The 21,569-nt window shown below is 72.3% G+C and carries 20 protein-coding genes; 8 read left to right on the top strand and 12 right to left on the bottom strand.

Translation table 11 applies throughout. The annotated features are described in order from the left end of the window. Positions 1–52: 52 nt before the first annotated feature. Together ACBJ32_RS00100 and ACBJ32_RS00095 are read right to left on the bottom strand one after the other, a co-directional pair. A complete protein-coding gene (locus tag ACBJ32_RS00100) occupies positions 53–646 on the bottom strand; it encodes a hypothetical protein (protein WP_357879228.1) in 594 nt (197 codons plus the stop codon). A gap of 280 nt (positions 647–926) precedes the next feature. After that, positions 927–1,139 carry a dodecin gene (locus ACBJ32_RS00095; RefSeq protein WP_225266795.1) on the bottom strand — a complete coding sequence of 71 codons (213 nt, stop codon included), beginning with the start codon at positions 1,137–1,139 and terminating at the stop codon, positions 927–929. 99 nt (positions 1,140–1,238) lie between these two features. Here ACBJ32_RS00095 and ACBJ32_RS00090 point away from each other — a divergent pair, with 99 nt between their 5' ends. Beyond that, positions 1,239–1,553, top strand: coding sequence for a DUF3099 domain-containing protein (locus tag ACBJ32_RS00090; protein ID WP_253742040.1), 315 nt, complete (start codon positions 1,239–1,241; stop codon positions 1,551–1,553). A 303-nt stretch (positions 1,554–1,856) separates the two neighbouring features. Here the strand turns inward: ACBJ32_RS00090 and ACBJ32_RS00085 are convergent, their stop codons facing one another. The 3 genes from ACBJ32_RS00085 to ACBJ32_RS00075 form a co-directional block, all read right to left on the bottom strand. Next, positions 1,857–2,114: a DUF6457 domain-containing protein gene (locus ACBJ32_RS00085; RefSeq protein ID WP_375124801.1), complete on the bottom strand. Its 258-nt coding sequence runs from the start codon at positions 2,112–2,114 to the stop codon at positions 1,857–1,859. A gap of 114 nt (positions 2,115–2,228) precedes the next feature. Beyond that, positions 2,229–3,218: a GTP 3',8-cyclase MoaA gene (gene moaA, locus ACBJ32_RS00080; RefSeq protein WP_375124800.1), complete on the bottom strand. Its 990-nt coding sequence runs from the start codon at positions 3,216–3,218 to the stop codon at positions 2,229–2,231. Between the two features lie 169 nt (positions 3,219–3,387). Next, a complete protein-coding gene (locus ACBJ32_RS00075) occupies positions 3,388–3,753 on the bottom strand; it encodes a winged helix-turn-helix transcriptional regulator (protein ID WP_375124799.1) in 366 nt (121 codons plus the stop codon). Between the two features lie 111 nt (positions 3,754–3,864). Between ACBJ32_RS00075 and ACBJ32_RS00070 the strand changes: the two genes are divergently transcribed. Next, a complete protein-coding gene (locus ACBJ32_RS00070; RefSeq protein WP_375124798.1) occupies positions 3,865–4,512 on the top strand; it encodes an NAD(P)-dependent oxidoreductase in 648 nt (215 codons plus the stop codon). A gap of 69 nt (positions 4,513–4,581) precedes the next feature. Here the strand turns inward: ACBJ32_RS00070 and ACBJ32_RS00065 are convergent, their stop codons facing one another. The 3 genes from ACBJ32_RS00065 to ACBJ32_RS00055 form a co-directional block, all read right to left on the bottom strand. Next, positions 4,582–5,070: a hypothetical protein gene (locus ACBJ32_RS00065; RefSeq protein WP_357879244.1), complete on the bottom strand. Its 489-nt coding sequence runs from the start codon at positions 5,068–5,070 to the stop codon at positions 4,582–4,584. A 157-nt stretch (positions 5,071–5,227) separates the two neighbouring features. Beyond that, the gene (locus ACBJ32_RS00060; RefSeq protein WP_375124797.1) at positions 5,228–6,571 is read right to left on the bottom strand and encodes a hypothetical protein; all 1,344 of its coding nucleotides are present in this window, start codon (positions 6,569–6,571) and stop codon (positions 5,228–5,230) included. A gap of 67 nt (positions 6,572–6,638) precedes the next feature. Continuing rightward, positions 6,639–8,480, bottom strand: a complete 1,842-nt coding sequence (locus tag ACBJ32_RS00055) for an AMP-dependent synthetase/ligase (RefSeq protein WP_375124796.1) — start codon at positions 8,478–8,480, stop codon at positions 6,639–6,641. A 143-nt stretch (positions 8,481–8,623) separates the two neighbouring features. On the opposite strand from ACBJ32_RS00055, the gene ACBJ32_RS00050 reads away from it, so the two are divergent. Continuing rightward, positions 8,624–10,099: a peptide MFS transporter gene (locus ACBJ32_RS00050; RefSeq protein WP_375124795.1), complete on the top strand. Its 1,476-nt coding sequence runs from the start codon at positions 8,624–8,626 to the stop codon at positions 10,097–10,099. Between the two features lie 11 nt (positions 10,100–10,110). Then, on the top strand, positions 10,111–10,719 hold the full coding sequence (locus tag ACBJ32_RS00045) for a trimeric intracellular cation channel family protein (protein ID WP_357879255.1): 609 nt from the start codon (positions 10,111–10,113) through the stop codon (positions 10,717–10,719). Between the two features lie 36 nt (positions 10,720–10,755). Here the strand turns inward: ACBJ32_RS00045 and ACBJ32_RS00040 are convergent, their stop codons facing one another. After that, entirely contained in the window at positions 10,756–12,186 is a 1,431-nt protein-coding gene (locus tag ACBJ32_RS00040; protein ID WP_375124794.1) for a PLP-dependent aminotransferase family protein, read from the bottom strand. Between the two features lie 62 nt (positions 12,187–12,248). On the opposite strand from ACBJ32_RS00040, the gene ACBJ32_RS00035 reads away from it, so the two are divergent. From ACBJ32_RS00035 to ACBJ32_RS00020, 4 genes are all read left to right on the top strand, one after another. Continuing rightward, positions 12,249–12,851 (top strand): hypothetical protein, encoded by a 603-nt coding sequence (locus ACBJ32_RS00035; protein WP_357879261.1) that lies wholly within the window; start codon positions 12,249–12,251, stop codon positions 12,849–12,851. 79 nt (positions 12,852–12,930) lie between these two features. Next, a complete protein-coding gene (locus ACBJ32_RS00030) occupies positions 12,931–14,685 on the top strand; it encodes a glycoside hydrolase family 15 protein (protein ID WP_375124793.1) in 1,755 nt (584 codons plus the stop codon). 162 nt (positions 14,686–14,847) lie between these two features. Beyond that, entirely contained in the window at positions 14,848–16,584 is a 1,737-nt protein-coding gene (locus ACBJ32_RS00025) for a histidinol-phosphatase (protein WP_375124792.1), read from the top strand. Beyond that, positions 16,581–17,159 carry a hypothetical protein gene (locus tag ACBJ32_RS00020; protein ID WP_375124791.1) on the top strand — a complete coding sequence of 193 codons (579 nt, stop codon included), beginning with the start codon at positions 16,581–16,583 and terminating at the stop codon, positions 17,157–17,159. Before ACBJ32_RS00025 ends, ACBJ32_RS00020 begins: the two co-directional genes overlap by 4 nt. Positions 17,160–17,240: 81 nt before the next feature. Here the strand turns inward: ACBJ32_RS00020 and ACBJ32_RS00015 are convergent, their stop codons facing one another. The 3 genes from ACBJ32_RS00015 to ACBJ32_RS00005 form a co-directional block, all read right to left on the bottom strand. After that, a complete protein-coding gene (locus tag ACBJ32_RS00015; protein WP_375124790.1) occupies positions 17,241–18,182 on the bottom strand; it encodes a transglycosylase SLT domain-containing protein in 942 nt (313 codons plus the stop codon). Between the two features lie 27 nt (positions 18,183–18,209). Then, positions 18,210–20,075, bottom strand: coding sequence for a LamG-like jellyroll fold domain-containing protein (locus ACBJ32_RS00010; protein WP_375124789.1), 1,866 nt, complete (start codon positions 20,073–20,075; stop codon positions 18,210–18,212). Positions 20,076–20,229: 154 nt separating this feature from the next. After that, positions 20,230–21,474: a cation:proton antiporter gene (locus ACBJ32_RS00005; protein WP_375124788.1), complete on the bottom strand. Its 1,245-nt coding sequence runs from the start codon at positions 21,472–21,474 to the stop codon at positions 20,230–20,232. Between the last annotated feature and the right edge of the window lie 95 nt (positions 21,475–21,569).

Raw genomic sequence — 21,569 nt, 5'->3', positions numbered from 1 at the left:
TCGGGCCTGGCGCGGGGCAGGCGGCCGTGTGCCGGCTCCGGCCTGGCGCGGGTCAGCGGGGGCCCAGGAGGGCGGCCAGGGCGTGGCTGAGGGACTCTCCGAGCGTCTTGGCGCAGGCCGCGTACCCTTCCGGCGGGCCGCCGTACGGGTCGTACACCTCCAGCGGCCGCCGCTCGGCGCGGCGCTCGGCCGCCGACCGCACAATCGCCCTGGCCCGATCCACCGTGTCGGAGCGGTAGCGACGCTGGCCCGCCCCCGCCGCCAGCTGGGCGAACTCGGGCAGCGTGAACGTCTTGGCCGCCGCCCTCGGGTCGAGGCGGACGGCGACGGCGCGGTGCGCGTCCTCCATGGTGAGCAGCAGGTCGGACGAGCCGATCAGGTCGTGGTCCAGCAGCCTGGCCCGGTGGGCCCTGCCGTTCAGGCCCAGCCGGTCGAGGGCGGTGATCGCGTGCGGGGCCATGGGGTGGCCGACCAACGCCCGTACGCCCGCGCTTCCCGTGACCACGGGCAGCGGCGCGGAGTCGAGCATCGCCTGGGCGATCACCTCGGCCATGGCTGAGCGGCAGATGTTGGCCGTGCAGACCAGCAGGATGCGGAACTCGCCTCGTCCGGATGCCGCCTGGCTCGCGGCGGGAGGAATGGCCATCGTCTGCGCTCCCCGTGGGTCAGGGCCAATCTAGCCGCTCGGGGCCCGCCGGGTGCGGCGGTTCGTACGGCGGCCCTCACGGTGTGCGGGGAGGCGCTGGGCGTGCGGCGGTTCGTACGGCGGGCCCTCAGGGCGTGCAGGGAGGCGCGGGGCGGGCGGCGGCCCTCAGGGCGTGCTGAAGGGCGCGGGGCGGGCGGCGGCTCTCAAGGCGTGCTGGAAGGCGCGGGGCGGGCGGCGGGCGCGGCGCCCGGCGAGGCCGTCACCGCCGCGCCCGGCGGCTTCAGGAGTCCTCGAGGCGGAAGCCCACCTTCATGCCGACCTGGTAGTGCGCGATCTCCCCCGCGTCGATGTGCCCGCGGATCTCCGTCACCTCGAACCAGTCGAGGTGACGCAGCGTCTGCGAGGCCCTCCTGATGCCGTTGCGGATGGCATGGTCGACGCTCTCGCCTGAGGTGCCGACGATCTCGGTGACCCGGTACGTACGATCCGTCATCTCCACATCCTCCTTACTCGAAGGCCATGATCGCATGACCCCCGCGCCCGCGCCGGGCTGCCGTCGCCACCGCGTCCCCCTGGGACTACCGTGGAAGGTATGAAGGGGTGGCGCAGAAAACCAGCCGTCCACCAGGTCACCGACGCCCAGCCGTCGCTGACCGCGGACATCCGTAAGCGTGAGATCAGCTACCTCATCAAGATGGGGATCCGCACGATCTGCCTGATCCTGGCGGTCGTGGTGCCGGTGCCGTGGCCGTACCGGCTGCTGTTCATCGCCGCTGCGGTCTTTTTGCCATACATAGCGGTAATCGGGGCCAATGAGAGGTCCAACGGTGCCCCTCCGCCTACCTTTCAGTCCCCTGAGGCTAACCAAAGCGAGATACCGCTGCATCGACGCGAGATCGGGTCGTGACTAAGTCTTGACGCATCCCATGGGTTGTAGGTGTACGCTTTAGCCAAGCGCTCCGGTCCCCCGTCGGAGTGCTGGTGCCGGCGTTCCGGGCCCCCGTCGGAACGCCGATGAAGCGACGCCGGGTGGTTTGCCCCCGTAACCACCCGGCGTCGCCCTTTTCCCGGCCAGGTTTCGATCAGTGCGCGCCGGTCCCGCAGTTGGATAGGGCGGCTTTCCCGAAATCGTTTACACTCGCCCCCGCCTCGTTATTCACAGGAAATCTTCAGGTAGGGGCGAGCTTGACTTCAAGAGTTCGTTCGAGTGTCAGCCGTCTGTCAGCGTCTCAGTGGTCGCTTCACCCCAGTTCTTCGCCAGTGTGGTCAGGCGCGCCACGGCGTCCTCGGGCGCGGTGCCTGACCCCTGGGCCAGGCCGAGCAGGTACGCCGTCAGCGGCGCCGCCGGCCTGGCGACGCCGTGGGCGACCTCCTTGGTCAGGTCGAGTATCTGGTCGCGGTCCACGGTGGCCGGGTCGATCCCCAGTTCCTTGCAGGCCAGCGCGGTCCATTCGTTGAGCACGTGCATGTGAGCCTCCTCCTGGTCGTCCATTGTGTCGCAGCCGGATCACGGACGTCAGGGCGCGGGCGCGTCGTCCCGGCCCGGCCTCCCGGGACGGGCGGGACGCTGCCGGTGTGTTCGTCAGCCGCCGATGGCGGACATGGGGCGGGACGGCTGCAGGAACGCCGGGTCGTCGATGCCGTGGCCCGCCCGCTTGCGGGACACCGCCACCATCCACCGCTCGGCCAGCTCCTCGTCGGAGGCGCCGTCCCGCATCGGGGTCTTCAGGTCGGACTCCTCGGTGGCGAACAGGCAGTTGCGGATCTGGCCGTCGGCGGTCAGCCTGACCCGGTCGCACGCTCCGCAGAACGGCCGCGTCACCGAGCCGATCACCCCGACCCTGTCGGGGCCGCCGTCCACGAGAAAGCGCTCGGCGGGGGCGCTGCCGCGCTCCTCCACGTCATCGGGGGTCAGGTCGAAGGAGACCGACAGGAGCTTCAGGATCTCGTCGGCGGTGACCATGTCCTCGCGGCTCCAGCCGTGCTGGGCGTCGAGCGGCATCTGCTCGATGAAGCGCAGCTCGTACCCCTGGTCGAGGCACCAGCGCAGCAGCGGGACGGCCTCGTGGTCGTTGACGCCGCGCATCAGCACGGCGTTCACCTTGACGGGGCGCAGGCCCGCGGCGTCGGCGGCGGCCAGCCCGGCGATCACGTCGGCGTGCCTGTCGCGGTGCGCGAGCCGCTTGAACGTGGCGGCGTCGAGGGTGTCCAGGGAGACGTTCACCCGGTCCAGCCCGGCGGCGGCGAGCGGCTCGGCGAGGCGGGCCAGGCCGATGCCGTTCGTGGTCAGGGAGACCTGGGGCCTGGGGTCGAGCGTGGTGGTGCGGCCGACGATGTCCACCAGCTCGCGCCGCAGCAGCGGCTCGCCGCCGGTGTAGCGCACCTCGGTGATGCCGAGCCGCTCGACGCCTATCGTCACCAGGCGGACGATCTCGTCGGCCGTCAGGAGCTTGGCGCTCGGCAGCCAGTCGAGACCCTCGGGCGGCATGCAGTACGTGCAGCGCAGGTTGCACTTGTCCGTGAGGGACACCCGCAGATCCGTCGCCACCCGTCCGAACGAGTCTCGCAACATGGGGCGTCACCTCCTGTTCGCTCACCAGGGGGCCAGACTACGACGGGTGTCGGCCCACCCCCAAAATCGCGCCTTCACCGCACGACAACACATTGTCCCCTAGATCGATTCCGGGCCCATGTCCGGAGGGGGGTGGAGCAGGGGCTTCGCGATGGGCGTGCCGCCGGGGTCACGAGGTGGCGTACCAGGCGTCGCGGGCCTGCATGAGCTCGGACAGGTGCTTGCGGGACCACTCGCAGCCGGCGTTCATCGGCTCGATGAGGCTGCGGCCGAGGTCCGTGAGCTCGTACTCGACGCGCGGCGGGATCTCGTCGTACGGGGTGCGGGTGAGCAGGCCGTCGCGCTCCATGGCGCGCAGCGACTCGGTGAGCACCTTCGGGGTGATGCCGCGCAGCGGGGTCTGGATCTCGGTGAAGCGGCGCGGCCCCCGCTCCAGGCAGCGGATGATCTTCGCGGTCCATTTGTCGCCGATGCGGATCGGCGCGGCGACCGGCGGGCAGCCGGTGAACATGTCCGGATCGAGTGGCTCGGCCATCCCGTCATCGTAGGTAACTATCGTTGCGGAAAGCGACATCTTGCCCTCTACCGTCTGCGCAGGGGCGGCCGGAAGGACCGGCCGCCTGTGAGCGGCGTGATGGAGGCAGCGGTGAGCAGGATCGTGGTGTTCGGGGCCGGCGGGCGGGCCGGGGTGCGGGTGGTCGCGGAGGCGGCCGGGCGCGGGCACGAGGTGACGGCCGTGGTGCGGGACCCAGCACGGCACCGGGAGCTGGGCGGTGCGCGGGTGAAGGTGGTCGCGGGAGACGTCACCGACGGCGGCAGCGTGGCCGCGGTGGCCGCGGGGCACGACGTGGCGCTGCAGGTGGCGGCGCGGCTGGACATGGCGTCGGAGGAGTTCTACACCGCCGCCACGCGGGCGCTGGTGGACGGGCTGGGGCGGGCCGGGGTGTCGCGGCTGGTGGCGCTGGGCATCGGGAGCCTGCTGGAGGTCTCGCCCGGCGTGCGGCTCATCGACACGCCCGGTTTCCCGGCCGACGCGCGGGCGTTCTCGCTGGGGCACGCGGCCGAGCTGGAGCTGCTGGAGGCGTCGGCGCTCGACTGGGTGGTGATCGCGCCGCCGCCCGTCTTCCTGGACGCGGAGGCGGAAAGGACGGGGCGCTACCGGTTCGGGGACGGGCGGGTGCCGGAGGCCGGGGAGGGGGATCCGGTGTTCTCGTACGCGGATCTGGCGGTGGCGCTCGTGGACGAGGCCGAGGCCCCCCGGCATCGGCGGGCCCAGGTCGCCGTCTCCTACTGATCCCGGCGGTCGCGCTCCGACATGGCGAACGCCCGGCCGGTGCGGCCGGGCGTTCGAGGTGTCAACGCGTCAGTGACGGCCGACGACCTTCACCCAGTCCTTGCCCTCCGAGGGGGCCAGGTGCCTGCTGCCCTCGAAGACGGCGCGCCACGTGCCCGACTCGCGGGCGGGAACCCGCAGGCCGAAGTAGCCCCTGCCGCTGGTGCGGACGGTGTCCACGTGCTCCCAGCGGCCGCTGCCGTCCGCCTGGAAGAGGATCACGACCCGCTTGTGCGCCAGGCGGTGCCAGCGCTCCTGCTTCTTGCAGTGGTCGGCGTGGTGCACCGAGACGAAGCCGCTGATGTAGTCCTCGTCGCACTGCACGGAGAGCTTGCCCTCGATGTCGAGGGGCTTGCCCCGCCAGGCGGGCTCGGGGTTCACGTCGAGCTTGAGGCTGGTGTAGCCGCCGGCGACATCCGGGTCGAGGCCCGGGTCGTCCGCGAGCGCGGGCGAGGCGGCGGTGGCCACCACGGTCGCGCCCAGGGCCGCAGCCGCCAGGCCGGCGGCTAGACGTCGCATCTTCAAAACAGAAATCCTTCCCCGTCCGAAAGAACGCACCCAACCGGACGCGTCAAATGCCAATGACGCGTAAGGGTAAGGAAAAGTTGCGACAAAGTTGATCACATTTCGGCAACGGCGGGCGGCTGAAGAGTTCGGCGCGATGGCCTTATGGGGCTTATTGCGTTATTTGTCGGATTTTTGAGAGGTCTGGCGCGTAATGTCCGGTTCCGGAGAAGCGGACGCGCCAGTAACCGTCCGTACGTCCAGGGACCGTGCCGACGAACGCGCCGGCCGCGTCCGTCACCACCTGGCCCACCGCCTGCCAGGCCGAGGACGGGTCAGGGCGCCAGAGGACCTCCAGGCGCTGCTGGGCGAACGGGCCGTAGTCGGTGAGGCCGCGCGGGTCCACACGGGTCAGCGAGCCGCGCAGCCGTACGCCGTCCGCGCGGGCCGGCTTCTCCGCCCGCACGTCGGTCAGCCTGGTCTCGCGCTTGAGCTCGAACGACGCGTACTGGGTGATCGTCCGCCCGTTCGCGCCCCTGGCGGTGGCGGTGATCGTCCAGGTGCCCGCCGGGTAGAAGCGGTTCAGCTTCTTGTCCGGCAGGAAGCGCCAGGTCTGCCAGTCGTCCGTCATCCGCGCCGCTCCCCCGGCGACGTCACCCAGGGGGGCTCTCTGCGCCAGGCGCCACACCAGGCGAGGAGGCGGCACCGGGCCGTTCGCCCCGGCGACGCCGTCCTTGGGAGCGGCGGGCCCGGCCGCCGGAGCGGGCTGCGGGCCGGGCAGGGCCGGGTAGCGGTTCTTCAGGGGTTCCGTGCCGGGCGGCAGGGCCTGCTCCGCGTCGTCGTGAGGCGCCGTGCCGGGCGGCAGGGCCTGCTCCGCGTCGCCCTGATGCGCCGTGCCGGCGGCGGGGCTGGACGCGGGGGCCGCGACGACGGCGGGTGACGCCGCCGACGCCTGTGCCGACCCCTGTGCCGGGGTGAGCGCCGTGGACGAGGCCCCGGATGGGGCCGGGGCCTGGCCGGGCTGTACGGCCGGACCTTGCGCGGGCGGCAGGGCGGGCGCCTTGCCCGGCTGCTGGGCGGGCGCCAGGGCGGGCGGCTTGGCGGGCGCGTGCGCGGGCGGCCGGGCGGGTGCCTGAGCCGGCGGCTGGGCGGGGGCATGGCCGGGTTGCTGGCCGGATTGCTGGCCGGGCTGCTGGCCGGGCTGCTGGCCGGGTGGACGAGCAGGTGGGTAGGCGGGTGAGCCCGCCGGTGGGGCCACCGCGATGGGGCGGGGCTCGGGAGCGTGGGCGGGCGGAGCGCCGGGCTCGACCTTGACGGTGACACCGTCCTTGCCGCGTACCACCCCCTTGGCGATCACATCGATCACCAGACGGACGGACCCCTGCGCCCCGACCACGGGAGCCGCTGGACGTACGGTGATGGCACGGATGGCGGGCTCGATCGCGGCGGAGGCAGCAGGTGCGGGCACCGTGAGCGACCCCGCCGCGAGCGAGACGAGAAGAACACTTCTGGTCATGATCGAGACGGTAGGAACCGACCGGTAATGGACGGGACCACAACACACGCCACGAATGGCAAAAGCCTCAGCCCGGCTGGCCGTAGAGCCCTTCGATGATGTCGGCGTACTTGCTGTGGATGATGCGCCGCTTGAGCTTCAGGCTCGGGGTGAGCTCCTCGGTCTCGGCCGTCCACTCCACGCCGAGCAGCGCCCACTTCTTCACCTGCTGCACCCTGGCCAGCTTGGCGTTGGCGGCCTGCACGGCCGCCTCCACCTCCGCCAGCACGTCGGGATGCTCGGCCAGCTCCGCCAGCGAGCCGAACGTGATGCCGCGCGCCTGCGCCCAGCCCGGCGCCACCTCGGCGTCCAGCGTCAGCACGGCCACCGGGTGCGGCCGGTTGTCGCCGTAGGCGAGGGCCTGGCCGATGAGGTTGTGCTGCTTGAGGTGGTTCTCGATCTCGGCGGGGGAGATGTTCTCGCCGCCGGCGGTGATGATCAGCTCCTTCTTGCGGTCCACGACCCGGTAGAAGCCGTCGTCGTCGACCGTGCCGATGTCGCCGGTGTGCAGCCAGCCGTCGGCGTCGACGAGCTCGGCGGTGGCCTCGGGGCGGTTGAGGTAGCCGGCGGTGTTGAGCGGGCTGCGGGTGAGGATCTCCCCGTCGTCGGCGATGCGGATCTCGACGCCGGGCTCGGCCCTGCCCACGCTGCCCAGGCGGTAGCAGGCGGGGCTGTTGCCGGTGAAGGCGCCGGTCGTCTCCGTCATGCCGTACACGTCGATGACCTTGAGCCCGAGGCCGGCGTAGAAGTGCTGCACCTCGTCGGGCAGCGGCGCGGCGCCGGTGGCGGTCCATTCCGCGCGGTCGAAGCCGATCATGCCGCGGATGACGGACAGGAGCGCGGCGTCGGCCTTGTCGTAGGCGGCCTGGATCTCGGGGGTGACCGTGCGGCCGTACTGGCCGGCCTCGACGTACGCGGCGCCGGCCGCCATGGCCTCGCGTACGGCGGCCTGCTGCTCCTCGGGCTGGGTGGCGAGCACGGCGAGCAGGCGGGCCATCATCTTCTCCCACACCCGCGGCACGCCGAAGAACATCATCGGCCTGACCTGGCCGAGCGTGGCGCCCAGGTTGGCCAGGTCGGTGCAGAAGTGCACGTGGGAGACCTTGACCAGGGGCAGGTAGAGGCTGAGGATGCGCTCGGCGATGTGCGCGTAGGTGAGGTAGGAGATCTGGGTGCCGCGCATGGGCAGCGAGGTGAGGCGGTCGGTGGCGGCGACCTCGTAGAAGATGTTCGTGTGGGTGAGCGGCACGCCCTTGGGGGTGCCGGTGGTGCCTGAGGTGTACAGGACGGTGGCGACGTCGCCGGGGGTGACGGCCCGCCAGCGCGCCTCGACCTGGCCGGGGTCGGCGGCCAGGCGCTCGCGGCCGAGGGCGAGGAAGTCGGCCCAGCTCATGAACCGGTCTCCGGCCGGCGCCCCCTCCAGCACAATGATCTTGCGCAGGCCGTCCAGCCGGTCGAGCACCGGCTCCCAGCGGCCCAGGTCGGCGGGGCCGCCGAGCACCGCGTACCGGGCGCCCACGTTGTCGGCCACGAAGGCGATCTGGTCGGGCGCGAACGTCGAGTAGACCGTGCAGCCGACGCCGCCCGCGTGCACCGCGCCGAGATCGGCCAGGACGTGCTCGCTGCGGTTGATCATCATGAGGGCCACGGACTCGCCGGGCTCGAGCCCGAGCGCGACGAACGCGGCGGCGATCTCCAGGACCCGCTCGCGGGCCTGCCCGTAGCTGAGCGTGCGCCAGCCCTCCCCGTCGGGGTCGGAGTAGGCGGGTGCGTCGTGGTGCTGTTCGGCCGCCAGCCGGAGCTGCTCACACACGGTACGGCCGGCGATCTGCCGCTCGATCTCGGCCCGGACTTCGAGGACTTCGCCCATGGCACGCGCCTCCAGTCAGTAATCACTTGCATGATTGGCCTGCATCGCACCACACCCCCGGGGCAGCGGCAAGAGCCTGTGCGGAAACACCCCTGCCGGTCACGTAAAGTGATCGCGAGGATGCGAAGAGTATGGGGGCGTGGATGAGCGGCAGGACGTTCTTCGGGCATCCGTGGGGCCTGGCGACGCTGTTCGGCACCGAGATGTGGGAGCGCTTCTCCTGGTACGGCCTGCGGGCGATCCTGGCCACGTTCATGGCGGCCTCGCCGGCGCACGCCGGGCTCGGGCTGTCGCAGGAGACGTCCCAGGCGGTGGTGGGGGTCTACGGGGCGCTCATCTACCTGGTGGCGCTGCCGGGCGGGTGGATCGCGGACCGCATCCTGGGGGCGCGCAGGTCGGTGTTCTGGGGCGGGTTCGTCATCATGCTGGGGCACATCAGCATGGCGATCCCCGTGACGTCGGCGTTCTTCGTCTGGCTGGGGCTGCTGCTGATCATCGTCGGCACCGGCCTGCTCAAGCCGAACATCTCGGTCATGGTCGGCCGGCTCTACCCCGAGGGGGACGACGGGCGCAGGGACGCCGGGTTCTCGCTGTTCTACCTGGGCATCAACCTCGGCGCCTTCTTTGCGCCCCTGGTGGTGGGGTGGCTGGCCGGGGGCGACCGGTGGCATTTGGGGTTCGGCGCGGCGGCGGTGGGCATGGCGCTGGGCCTGACCCAGTACGTCCTGGGCGGCAGGAGCCTGCGCGGCGTCGGCGAGCGGCCCGGCATGCGGCTGACCCCGCGCGAGCGCCGCCACTTCGGCCGCCTCGTGGCCCTGGGGGTGGTGCTGACGCTGGTCGCGCTGGGCGCGTGGGCGGCGACCGGCACGCTCACCATCGACCGGTTCACGGTCGCGCTCACGGTGGTCATCCTGATCGTGCCGGTCGTGTACTTCGGTTACATCATGTTCGGCAGCCACGACCTGACCGAGGACGAGCGGATCAGGATGAAGGCCTACATCTGGCTGTTCGTGGCGGCCGCCATCTTCTGGATGATCTACGACCTGGCGCCGAGCAAGCTGCTGTTCTTCGCCCAGGACCACACCGACCTGTCGCTGTTCGGCATCAGGATCAACCAGGCCACGACGCAGTCGTTCAACCCGCTGTTCATCATGATCTTCGTGCCGGTGTTCGCGGCGCTGTGGGTGAAGCTGGGCACGCGGGTGAGCACGCCGCAGAAGTTCGGCTTCGCGCTGGTCATGGTGGGGCTGAGCTTCGTGGTGATGGCCGTGGCCGCGGGGCTGGCCGGCGCGGGGCGGGTGTCGGTGTGGTGGCTGGTGCTGGTCTACCTGATCCAGGTGTTCGGGGAGCTGTCGCTGAGCCCGGTCGGGCTGTCGGTGACGACGAAGCTGGCGCCGGAGGCGTTCAAGGGGCAGATGCTGGGGATCTGGTTCATCGCGGTGTCGGTGGGCGACGCGGTCGGCGGGCAGACGGGGCGGCTCAGCCGGGTGATGTCCGAGCCGATGTACTACCTGGTGCTGGCGGCGATGGCGATCGTGGCCGGGCTGGCGCTGTTCATGTTCACGCGGCGCCTGCGGGTGATGATGGCCGAGCACCATGAGCCCGCCGCCATGCGGTAGACATTCCGAACGTGTCTGAACTTCTCGACCTTGTCGGCATCTTCGTCTTCGCACTGTCGGGCGCGCTCATGGGGGTGCGCAAGCGGCTCGACGTGGTCGGGATGGCGGTGCTGGCCGAGATCACCGCGCTCGGCGGGGGCGTGGTGCGCGACCTCATCCTGAACGTGCGGCCGATCGCCTTCCAGAGCCTCGGGTACGTGCTGGTGCCGGTGGCGGCGACGGTGATCGTCTTCTTCTGGCATCCGCACGTGGCCCGGGTGATGCCCGCGATCCTGGTGCTGGACGCGGCGGGGCTCGGGCTGTTCTGCGCGGTCGGCACGGAGAAGGCCATGGAGTACGGGCTCAGCCCGCTGCACGCGGCGCTGCTGGGGGTCACGACGGCCGTCGGCGGGGGCATGCTGCGCGACGTGCTGGCCGGGGAGATCCCCACGCTGCTGTACGACCGGCAGCTCTACGCGCTGCCCGCGCTGCTGGGGTCGGCGGTGATGGCGGGGCTGTCGTACCACGGGCTGCACGGCTGGCCGGCCACCCTGGCGGCGGCGCTGCTGGCGTTCGGGCTGCGGATCGCGGCGATGCGCTTCAAGTGGCGCGCGCCCCTGGCCAAGGGCGTCGGCGAATGACCCCGGGGCGGCAGGTGACCCGGGGCGATCTTCACCTCACACCATCGCGATGAGCTGGTCCGAGGGGCGCGGGGCGCCGGTGGGGCCGTGGTCGCGGGCGGCGCGCAGGCGGGTGACGGCGTCCGCGAGCAGGCAGGGCGGCTGGGTGTAGGGCAGGCGGAGGTACCCCTCGAGGGTGCCTTCCAGGCCGAACCAGGGGCCGGGCGCCAGGCGCACGCCGTGGGAGAGCGCGGCCTCCGCGAGCGGGGTGGAGCCGGCGCCGTCCAGGCGGACCCAGAGGGCGCCGCCGCCGCGCGGCGGCTCGAACGACCACTCGGGCAGGTGGGCGCGCAGCTCCGCGGCCAGGGTGTCGCGTGAGGCGCGCAGCGTGCGGCGGCGCTCGGCGCGGGTCTCCTCCAGCCGGTCGAACAGCCTCGCCACGACGAGCTGCTCCAGCACCGGGCTGGCGATGTCCACCGACGAGCGGAACACGGTGAGCCGGCGGGCCAGGGCGGCCGTGGCGCGGATCCAGCCGATGCGCAGCCCGCCCCACCACAGCTTGGAGGCGGAGCCGATGCTGATGACGCGGTTGTCGGTGTCGAAGGCCGCCATGGGCGAGGTGCGGGGCACCTCCTCCAGCGCCAGCTCCGACCAGGTCTCGTCCACCAGCAGCAGCGTGCCGGCGCGGCGGGCGGCGCCGGCGACGGCGGCGCGGACGGGGTCCTCCATGAGGGCGCCCGTCGGGTTCTGGAAGTCGGGCATGAGGTAGGCCAGGCGCGCGCCCGACTGGCGCATGGCGCCGGCGACGAGATCGGGCTGCCAGCCCTCGTGGGAGACGCCGACCGGGACGATGCGGGCGCCGCGCTGCCGGGCGGCGTCGATGGCGTGCGGGTACGTCGGCGACTCCACGATCACCGCGTCGCCGGGGCCGGCCAGCAGGCCCATGACCAGGTGGATGGCGTGCTGGGCGCCGGTGGTGACGACGATCTGCTCCGGCCTGGTGGCCACTCCCCTGGCGGTGTAGCGGGCGGCGATCCGCTCCCTGAGCGACGGCAGGCCCATGGGGTCGTAGCCGTTGCCCATGCCGTACCTGGGCAGGTCCTCCACCGCCGCGGTCATGGCAGCGAGCAGGCCCGCCGGGGCGGGCGGGGCGGCGGTGTGGAGCTGGATGAGGCCGTCGCGGTCGGTGCCGAGCCACGGGTTGTCGGGCCAGACGGACGGGTCGGGCAGGGCGGTCCAGCTGCCCGAGCCCTGCCGGCTCTCCAGGTAGCCGCCCTCGCGCAGCAGGTCGTAGGCGGCGGTCACGGTGGTGCGGCTGACCTTGAGCGTCTCGGCGAGGTGGCGCTCGGCGGGCATGCGCACGCGTACCGGGATCTGGCCGTCCATGACCAGCGTGCGGACGCCGTCGGCGAGGGCGCGGTAGTACGGGCGCGCCGCCGGGTCGACGTCGAGGAGCCGGGCCACCTGCATGGCTGACATGTGCCGCATAAGGCCAATTTTCGCGATTGGCCCTGTTTTGGCAAATCGGATGATGCCAATCTGGGGCCATCATGAGCGAATCAACCGTCCCGCTGCCGAGTTCACTGCCCGCCCGCCTCGGCCGCCTCTACGGCGGGCTGGCCCTGTACGGGCTCGGCATCGCCCTGCAGGTGAAGTCCGGGCTCGGCAACGGCCCGTGGAACGTCTTCCACGAAGGGGCCGCCCTGCGTACCGGCCTGTCCATCGGGACCGTCATCCTCGCGGTGGGCGCGCTGGTCATGCTGCTGTGGATCCCGATGAAGCAGAAGCCCGGCCTCGGCACGATCAGCAACGTGCTGCTCGTCGGCCCGTTCGCGGACGCCGCGATCTTCCTGCTGCCCACGCCCGAGCACCTGGCGTTCCAGGCTTTCTACCTCGTCATGGGCGTCGTCGTCATCGCCCTGTCCACCCTGTTCTACATCGGCGCGGGCCTGGGCCCCGGCCCCCGCGACGGCATCATGACGGGATTGGTGCGGCTGGGCATGTCGGTACGGCTGTCCCGCCTGTCCATCGAGGTCGCCGTGCTGATCGCGGGCTGGCTGCTCGGCGGCACCGTGGGCCTGGGGACCGTGGTGTTCGCGCTGGCCATCGGGCCGTTGACGCAGGCGTTCACCCGCTGGTTCCCTCTGACGTGATCCCGCGGCCCGGGGCGGACATGACGCGACATGATCGACCCGGCCGCGGGATCACCCTTTCTCCGAGTAGCGTCTAGGCATGCGGATCGAGGATTACGCGCTGATCGGAGACATGCAGTCCGCCGCGCTCGTGGGGCGGGACGGCTCGATCGACTGGCTCTGCCTGCCCAGGTTCGACTCGCCGTCGTGTTTCGCGGCCCTGCTCGGCAGCGAGCGCAACGGGCACTGGTGGCTCGGGCCCACCGGCAGGAAACCCGCCACCCGGCGGCGCTACCGCCCCGACACGCTCATCCTGGAGAGCGAGTGGGACACCCCCACGGGCACCGTCCGCGTGATCGACTTCATGCCGCCGCGTGACCGCAACCCCGACGTCGTACGCATCGTCGAGGGCGTGTCCGGCTCCGTCCAGGTCTCCACGCAGCTCCGCGTCCGCTTCGACTACGGCCGCATCGTGCCGTGGGTGCGCCACACCAACGGCCACATGCAGGCCATCGGCGGGCCCGACTCGGTGTGGCTGCACTCCCCCGTGCCGCTCAAGGGCGGCGACTACGCCCACCGAGCCACGTTCACCGTGAACGAGGGCGACCGGCTGCCGTTCGTGTTCACCTGGCATCCCTCGCACGAGCCGATGCCGCCGCAGATCGACTGCCACACCCAGCTCGACGAGACCGAGGCGTTCTGGGCCGACTGGGTCGGCAGGTGCACCTACTCGGGCCCGTACCGCGAGGCCGTGGTCCGGTCCCTGATCACGCTCAAGGGCCTGACGTACGCGCCGACGGGCGGCATCGTGGCCGCGCCCACCACGTCCCTGCCGGAGGACCTGGGCGGCGTGCGCAACTGGGACTACCGCTTCTGCTGGCTGCGCGACGCCACGCTGACGCTCGACGCGCTGATCAACTCCGGCTACCTGGAGGAGGCCGCCGACTGGCGGGGCTGGCTGCTGCGCGCGATCGCCGGCCGCCCGCAGGACCTCCAGATCATGTACGGCGTCGCGGGCGAGCGCCGCCTGCCCGAGCTGCGCCTCGACTGGCTCGACGGCTACGAGGACTCCCGTCCGGTGCGCATCGGCAACGAGGCGGTCAAGCAGCTCCAGCTCGATGTCTACGGCGAGGTGATGAACTGCCTGTACGTCTCGCGCACCCGCGGCCTGTCGGCCGACGACCGGGCGTGGGCCATCCAGCGGCAGCTCCTCGACTACGTGGAGGAGCACTGGGACGAGCCGGACGAGGGCCTGTGGGAGGTACGCGGGCCGCGCCGGCACTTCGTGCACTCCAAGGTGATGTGCTGGGCGGCGCTCGACCGGGCCGTCAAGTACGTCGAGCGCTTCGGCCGTACCGGGCCGGTGGACAAGTGGCGGACGCTGCGCGACGCCATCCACGCGGAGATCTGCGACCAGGGCTACGACGCGCAGCGCAACACCTTCACCCAGTCGTACGGCTCGTCGGAGCTGGACGCGGCGCTGCTGATGATCCCCATGGTCGGATTCCTGCCGGTCGACGACCCCCGGGTGGCCGGCACGGTGGCGGCGATCGAGAAGGAGCTCATGTCCGACGGGTTCGTGCTGCGCTACCCGATCGCCGAGGACAACGACGTGGACGGGCTGCAGGGCGGGGAGGGCGCGTTCCTGGCGTGCAGCTTCTGGCTGGTGGAGGTCATGGCGTTGCAGGGGCGCAAGGACGAGGCCAAGGACCTGTTCGAGCGGCTGCTGTCGCTGCGCAACGACGTCGGGCTGCTGGCGGAGGAGTACGACCCCCGCTACGGGCGGCTGGTCGGCAACTTCCCGCAGGCCTTCAGCCACGTGCCCCTGGTGCACGCGGCCCGCGCCCTGTCCTAGGGGGTCGCAGGGCGGGGCCGCAGGGCTCGCAAGGGTCGCGGGGCGGGGTCGTGATCAGGTCGGCATGTGCCGCTCCCTTGGCGTTCATGTCCGATTCATCCCGTTCCGCCACGCTCCGGCCGTAGCCGGCGCACCCTTTCCGGCGGGACGGAGAAACACCCCATGGGCCACGGGCACCATCACCATGACCACGATCACGACCACGATCACGACCACGCGCACGAGCAGCTCGGAGACACCGAGGCCGCCGTGGCGCGGGACCTCGCGGTTCCCGACGGCGAGCTGTCGCCGGGGCAGCTCTCGCGCCGGCGCATGTTCCGGCGGGCCGGGCTGCTCGGCGCCGGCCTGACCGCCGCCGGCGTGCTGGGCGGCGAGGGGCAGGCCGCCGCCTCCGCCACCGCCGCCACCAGGGACGAGGGGCGCGGGCGGGAGCCCAGGGACGGCTACCAGTGGCTGGCCGGCGACCACCACATCCACACGCAGCACAGCTCCGACGGCATCTACCGGGTCATCGACCACGTGCGCCACGCCAACGCGTTCGGGCTGGGCTGGATGGTCATCACCGACCACGGCGGCGCCACGCACGCCAAGATCGGCGTCGAGAAGGTCAACCCGGACATCGTGGCGGCTCGCGAGGCGGTCAAGGACACGCTGGTCTTCCAGGGCCTGGAGTGGAACATCCCGGCCGCCGAGCACGGCACCGTGTTCGTCGCCCCCGGCCGGAACGAGGTCGCCACGCTCAAGGAGTTCGAGAGCTCCTTCGACGGGTCGGTGAAGGGCGCGAGCTCCAACACGCCGCAGAACGAGGCGCTGGCCATCGCCGGGCTGAACTTCCTGGCCGAGGCGGTCAGGAAGCGGCGCGTGCCGGACGCGCTGTTCCTCGCCAACCACCCCTCGAGGAAGGGCATCGACTCGCCGCACGAGATCCGCGGCTGGCGCGACGCGCAGCCGTCGATCGCGATCGGGATGGAGGGCGCGCCCGGCCACCAGGCCGCCGGCATCGCCAAGCCGAACGGCCCCGGCGGCGGGCGCGGCTACTACGACGGCAACCCCGGCGCCGACTCCTTCCCCGGTTACCCGGCCGAGAGCTACAAGACCTTCGGCGGGTTCGACTGGATGACCTCGACCGTGGGCGGCCTGTGGGACAGCCTGCTGGCCGAGGGCAAGCCGTGGTGGATCACCGCCAACTCCGACGCGCACTGGGTGCACGGCGACACCAGCGACCGCGGTCCGAACAGCGACTTCAACGCCAACGGCCGCTACGAGGACCCCGTCTACAAGGGCGTGGCCAACTTCGGCTCCGGCGACTTCTGGCCCGGCTTCTACAGCAGGACGCACGTCGGCGCCGAGGACTTCTCCTACCGCGCGGTCATGGACGCCCTGCGCGCCGGGCGGATCTGGGTGGACCACGGCGGGCTGATCAGCGGCCTGGTGGTGCGGGCCCGCACGGCCGGCGCGGGCCAGCGGGGCGTGACGCTCGGCGGCACCCTGCACGTACGGCAGGGCGCCCGCGTCGAGCTGTCCATCGAGGTCACCCTGGCCGGGCGGCCGAACTGGGCGCAGTTCGTGCCCACGCTGGCCCGGGTGGACGTCATCCAGGGCGACGTCACCGGCCCCGTCTCCGACAGGGACGCCTTCACCACGCCGAACACGAAGGTCGTGCAGTCGTACGAGGTGAACAGGAACAGCGGCACCGTCACCTTCACCTACCAGCTCGGCGCCGTCGACCGCCCCGTGTACGTGCGGCTGCGCGGCACCGACGGCAAGCGCGGCGCGCCCGGCCTGCTGGGCGCGGCCGTGGACCCGAACGGCCCGCAGATCGACGTGTACGGCGACGCCGACCCGTGGAACGACCTGTGGTTCTACAGCAACCCGATCTGGGTGCTGCCGCGCCGATGATCCTCGGATTCGACGCGGGCAGCCGCACGTTGCCCGAGGCCGAGCACCTGCTCCACGCCGTGGCGCGGGCGCTCGGCCTGCCGGGCGACGCGATCGGGTGCACCCACTTCGTCCCGGCGGGGCAGGCGGGGGACGAGCCGCACGTCGCCTGCTCGCTGGTCGTCCCCGGGCCGATGACGCCCGCGGACCTGTCCGCGGCGCTGGGTGAGCCGCCGGTCGTCGCGTCGTGGGCGCTGGGCGACAGGCGTGCCGGGCCGCTGGCGGCGGGGGCGGCGCTGGCGGCGGCCGAGCACGAGGCCAGGCGGAGCGGCCGGGTCGTCACCTTCCCCGGCCGTGACCTGCTCACCGGCACCCTCAGCGCGGGCGAGCTGCGCGCCGGCTCGGCCATCGACCTGGTGCTGCTGCTCGCCTCGCCGGAGCCGCCGCCCGACGACGTGCCGGTCGTCACGAACGACCACGTCAGGCCCGTCTGGCGGGACGGCCTCATGACCCTGCTCACCATGCCGGCCGCCGGTGGCCGGATCGCCCCCGCCGAGGTGCCGAACCCCACGCCCTGCTGCGCCGACCACACCTGACCTGCCGGAGGGACGGCGCCTGACCTGCCGAGGGGGACGGCGCCTGACGTGCGGAGGGGGACGGCGTCTGAACCGCTCGTCCTACGGGCCGGTCAGGCGGCGCTCCCCCGCCGTGGTGATCACGTACACCTGCCAGTTGTAGTACGCGTAGTAGGCGCGCGGGTCGCGCTTGATCTGGCGGGCGTGCAGCAGGATGGCGTTCACGTACGCCTGGGACGGGTTGTAGGCGTGCAGGGCCCGCCGGTAGTCGCGGGGCGCGCCGCTGGCCTTGAGGTAGTTGGCCGCGCCCATGACCGCGTCGCGCGGGTCGCGCACGTCGCCGCCCATCCCGTACGCCTTCCAGGTGGCGGGCATGAACTGCATGGGACCCTGGGCGCCGACGTGGCTGTCGGCCCGCACCCGGCCGAACTTCGTCTCCGCGAACATCACCGCCGCCAGCACCTCCCACTCCACCCCGAATCTGCGCTCGGCCTTCTTGAAGTGGCCGAGCAGCTCGCCGGCGGGGCGGGGCTGCTGCGTCTTGAAGACGGCGTCCGGCTTGATGGGGTGGGCCAGGGCGAGCAGCTCGCCGATGGCCGCCGTGTTGTCCCTGGCCTGCGCGGCCAGGGCGGCGGGCAGGCGGGCGAAGGCCTTGGCGGCGAGCTCGGGGTGGCGGGCGGCGTGGCGGTAGATGCGCTGCTGGTGCAGGGCCAGCAGCTCGACGTCCTCGGGCGGCCGGCCGGGCGCCGGCGCGCCGCCCTCCGTCCAGGCGTCGATGGACTCGTCGAGCGCCTCGGTGGTCTCCCGCAGCGCCGCGGCCAGCTTCGCGGCGCTGCCGGGAATCTTCTCGTCGGGGGCCGGGAGCCTCTTCTCCTCCGGCGGCGGCGTCGTGGCCGCCGGAGTGGACGGCGCAGGCGTGGACGGCGCGGGTGGTGGGCTGGACGGGCGGCTCGCCGGGGCCGTTCCGCACGCCGCCGCGCAGACGAGCACGGCCGCGCCCCAGGCGAGCCGTCGTGGCCGGGTGTGCTTCGGGCGTGCCTCCATGGGAGGCCAACCTACCCGGTGCGCCGATCACGTGTACGGGGTGAGGAACTCCTTCGGGCGCAGCGCCCTGGCGACGATCCGCACGTCGCCGATCCAGCCGTAGAAGCCCTGCCCGTACTTCAGCGCGAACTGCGTGCCGCCGATCGCGAACGGCCTGCCCAGCGTCGAGATGCCCTTGGACGGCTGGCTCGGGTTGCGGGCGATCCTGGAGCCGTCCACGTACACGATCGTCCGCCGCGCGTCGTTGACCACGGCCACGTGCATCCAGCGGCCCACCGGCAGGGCGTGGCTCCACGAGGTGGGGTCGGCGTCGCGGTCGGTGGGGTAGACGACGTACTGCAGAAACCGCTCGGGCGACAGGTTGAGGCTGCACGTCGGCTCGTCGGGCGACCAGCCGCTGCTCTTGCCCGCGTCGCCGCTGCGGCCCTCCCAGCTCAGGATGCCCATCCAGGCGTGGTCGCCCTCGAACGGCTCCGGCAGCTTGATGAACGCCTCGATCGTGTACCCGGACTCGAACGTCATGCTGTTGATCGGCGCGTTCGCGCCCGACCTGAGCACCGCGCCCCGGTCGGGGGACTTGCCGCCGTCGAAGCGGAGGCTGGCGTGCGCGGGCTGGCCCTCGTGGTGCTCGGCCGACCACTTCAGCGTCTCGGGCGTGCTGGCGTGCAGCAGCTCCATGGTCAGGTCGTTGCCGCCGCCGGTCAGGTCGCGGGCGACCGTGCCGGCGGGGACGACCGCCCCGTCCGTGCCCGCCGCCGCCAGGCCCTCGGCGTCGAACCTCCAGTACGCCACCGTGCCGCGCGGCATCACGGCCCTGGCGGGGCGCGCGGGCGGCGGGGTGCGCGGCGCGAACCCGGCGAAACGCTCGTCGAAGTCGATCTCGATGCTGAAGCGGTCCACCGGGCCGGTCAGCTCCAGGTGCTCGGCCTCCAGCGGGGTGCGGTCCTCGGGGTCGCGCGCCAGCAGCCACGGCGACAGCGTCTCCACGTCGATGACGTTGCGGACGAGGTCGAAGGCGTAGAGGCGGACCATGCCGGCGCCGCCGTAGTAGCGGTCCTGGTAGTTGGCCAGGTGCACGTGCACGTCGTGGCCGGCGTCGTTCCTGAGCACGGTGCGGCCGGAGGGCCAGTAGTGGCCGTTCAGGGTGAGGAAGATCTGGTCGTTGCGCTTGATGAAGGCGTCCCAGAGCCGCTGCCCGTGCTGGGACAGGGCGGCCACGCCGGCGTCGTCCGCCCAGGCCAGGTCGTGGGTGGTGAGGATGGCGGGCAGCGTCCTGTTCGCGTCGATGACGCCCTGCGCCCACCGCAGGCCCTTGTCGGAGACGCGCCAGTCGAGCGCGAGCACCAGCCACTGCCGGCCGCCCGCGTCGAGCACGTGGTAGCTGTTGTAGCCGTCGGGCGAGGCGCCGCGGAAGGTGGACATGCGGGCGTAGCGGGACGGGCCGAACGCCTTCAGGTACGCGCTGTCGCCGCGCTGGTCGTCGGCGCCGGTCACGTCGTGGTTGCCGGCCAGGACGCTGTAGGGCAGCCTGCCGTCCAGGGACCTGAACGTGTCGGAGGCCAGCGCGAGCTCCTCCTGCGTGCCGTGCTCGGTGACGTCCCCCAGATGGGTCATGAACGCGATGTTCCTGCTCTCGCGCTCGTCCCCGGTGAGGAAGCGGAACGTCTGGCGCACGGGGGCGGGGTCGGAGCGGTCCTCGTCGAAGAGGTACTGCGTGTCCGGCAGCACGCCGATCGTGAAGCGGGGGCTCTCGCGGTCGAACCTGCCCCCGTGGGTGGAGGCGTGGGCGGAGGCGTGGGCCGGGGACGTGGCCGTGCCGGTGAGGGCGCCGGCTGCCGGGGCGGCGATGGCCGCCGTGAGCAGCGCGCGGCGGCCGAGGGTGGGGTGAGACATGACCAGCACCTTGATCTTCGCATGTGGCGCGGTGGTGCCCCGGGCGGTAACAGGCGCCTTCCACCAGGGGAAATCTCACCCTTGATCTCTTCAGTGGCGGGCGTGGCCTCCTTCCATGTTCGAGTCGTCCTCGCGGCGGTGGCGGGGATGTTCGTCAACGCCGGGGCGTCATCCGGTCGCGGAGCGCGTCCACGTGGTTCATGGCCGGGGTGGCGGTCACGCCGTGCAGCATCACCGAGGCCAGGACCGTGAAGCCGGTGACCGCCCACAGCTCCTGCGCCGGCACGCCGAAGTCGGCCTCCCCCAGCGCGTACGCCAGGTAGAACAGCGACCCGATCCCCCGGATGCCGAAGAACGAGATCGCCAGCCGTTCCCTCGGCCCCGCCCGGCCGCGCCACTGCACCAGCCAGCCGGTCAGCGGCCGGATGACGAGCAGCAGCAGGAGGCCGACGGCGGCGCCGCGCCAGGTGAGCGCCGCCAGGCCGCCGGTGGCGACGAAGCCGCCGAGCAGGAGCAGCAGCCAGGCCGTGAGCAGCCGCTCGATCTGCTCCACGAAGCCGTGCAGCACGTTGTTGTAGCCGTGACCGTGCTCGGCGCTCCTGATGGCGCACGCGGTGACGAACACCGCGACGAACCCGTAGCCGTGGGCCAGCTCCGTCACCCCGTACGCGAGGAACGTGCAGGCCAGCGCGACGAAGCCGTCACGGCGCTCCGACAGGCGCAGGCCGTCGGACCTGGCGCGGAAGAACAGCCGGCCGAGCAGGCGGCCGATCAGCAGCCCCAGGACGGCGCCCGCCGCGGTCCGGTAGAGCACGTCCACCAGCGCCCACTCCCCCCACGCCACCGAGCCGGCGGCCACGGCGATGGCGGCGTACACGATCGGGAAGGCCAGCCCGTCGTTGAGGCCCGCCTCCGAGGTCAGGGCGAAGCGGACCTCGTCGTCGGCGTTCTGGGCGTCCACGGGCTCGCCCACGTGCACGTCCGAGGCGAGCACCGGGTCGGTGGGCGCGAGCACGGCCCCGAGCAGCAGCGCGGCGGCGATCGGCCAGCCCGGCAGGGCGAGGGCCGCGGCGGCCACGCCGGCCACGGTCAGCGGCATGCCCAGGGCGAGCAGCCGCCAGGTGGTGGACCAGCCGCGCGGCCCGGTGCGGCGGTTGATCGCCAGGCCCGCGCCCATGAGGGAGATGACGACGCACAGCTCGGTGATGTGCTCCAGCGCCGCGCGGTGGGCGATCGGGTCGGGGTCGGGCAGGCCGATGGGCAGGGTGAACAGGAGCACGCCTGCCAGCAGGTAGACCAGGGGCAGGGACAGGGCGCGGCGGGCGAGGAACTCGGGGAGGATCGCGGCGAGCAGCGCGGCGGCGCCGCCGAGGGCCAGGACGAGGTCGAGGGTGGACATCGCCGGACCCACTGCCCGGAAGATCGTGAAATATCCGCTTTTGGGGGTCGGCGATCAGGGCGAGGCCCCGCCGGCGGAGCCGTGCCCGGCGGGCC

This window comes from Nonomuraea sp. GTA35 (assembly GCF_041950525.1).
Lineage (GTDB): Bacteria > Actinomycetota > Actinomycetes > Streptosporangiales > Streptosporangiaceae > Nonomuraea.
Note: the sequence above shows the minus strand (reverse complement) of the source record. Positions and strands in the feature narration are given on the sequence as shown.

Coding starts and splice junctions, on each gene's coding strand:
- ACBJ32_RS00100 (WP_357879228.1), bottom strand. CDS start 646: ATGGCCATTCCTCCCGCCGCGAGCCAGGCGGCATCCGGACGAGGCGAG.
- ACBJ32_RS00095 (WP_225266795.1), bottom strand. CDS start 1,139: ATGACGGATCGTACGTACCGGGTCACCGAGATCGTCGGCACCTCAGGC.
- ACBJ32_RS00090 (WP_253742040.1), top strand. CDS start 1,239: ATGAAGGGGTGGCGCAGAAAACCAGCCGTCCACCAGGTCACCGACGCC.
- ACBJ32_RS00085 (WP_375124801.1), bottom strand. CDS start 2,114: ATGCACGTGCTCAACGAATGGACCGCGCTGGCCTGCAAGGAACTGGGG.
- moaA (WP_375124800.1), bottom strand. CDS start 3,218: ATGTTGCGAGACTCGTTCGGACGGGTGGCGACGGATCTGCGGGTGTCC.
- ACBJ32_RS00075 (WP_375124799.1), bottom strand. CDS start 3,753: ATGGCCGAGCCACTCGATCCGGACATGTTCACCGGCTGCCCGCCGGTC.
- ACBJ32_RS00065 (WP_357879244.1), bottom strand. CDS start 5,070: ATGCGACGTCTAGCCGCCGGCCTGGCGGCTGCGGCCCTGGGCGCGACC.
- ACBJ32_RS00060 (WP_375124797.1), bottom strand. CDS start 6,571: ATGACCAGAAGTGTTCTTCTCGTCTCGCTCGCGGCGGGGTCGCTCACG.
- ACBJ32_RS00055 (WP_375124796.1), bottom strand. CDS start 8,480: ATGGGCGAAGTCCTCGAAGTCCGGGCCGAGATCGAGCGGCAGATCGCC.
- ACBJ32_RS00050 (WP_375124795.1), top strand. CDS start 8,624: ATGAGCGGCAGGACGTTCTTCGGGCATCCGTGGGGCCTGGCGACGCTG.
- ACBJ32_RS00040 (WP_375124794.1), bottom strand. CDS start 12,186: ATGCGGCACATGTCAGCCATGCAGGTGGCCCGGCTCCTCGACGTCGAC.
- ACBJ32_RS00035 (WP_357879261.1), top strand. CDS start 12,249: ATGAGCGAATCAACCGTCCCGCTGCCGAGTTCACTGCCCGCCCGCCTC.
- ACBJ32_RS00030 (WP_375124793.1), top strand. CDS start 12,931: ATGCGGATCGAGGATTACGCGCTGATCGGAGACATGCAGTCCGCCGCG.
- ACBJ32_RS00025 (WP_375124792.1), top strand. CDS start 14,848: ATGGGCCACGGGCACCATCACCATGACCACGATCACGACCACGATCAC.
- ACBJ32_RS00020 (WP_375124791.1), top strand. CDS start 16,581: ATGATCCTCGGATTCGACGCGGGCAGCCGCACGTTGCCCGAGGCCGAG.
- ACBJ32_RS00015 (WP_375124790.1), bottom strand. CDS start 18,182: ATGGAGGCACGCCCGAAGCACACCCGGCCACGACGGCTCGCCTGGGGC.
- ACBJ32_RS00010 (WP_375124789.1), bottom strand. CDS start 20,075: ATGTCTCACCCCACCCTCGGCCGCCGCGCGCTGCTCACGGCGGCCATC.
- ACBJ32_RS00005 (WP_375124788.1), bottom strand. CDS start 21,474: ATGTCCACCCTCGACCTCGTCCTGGCCCTCGGCGGCGCCGCCGCGCTG.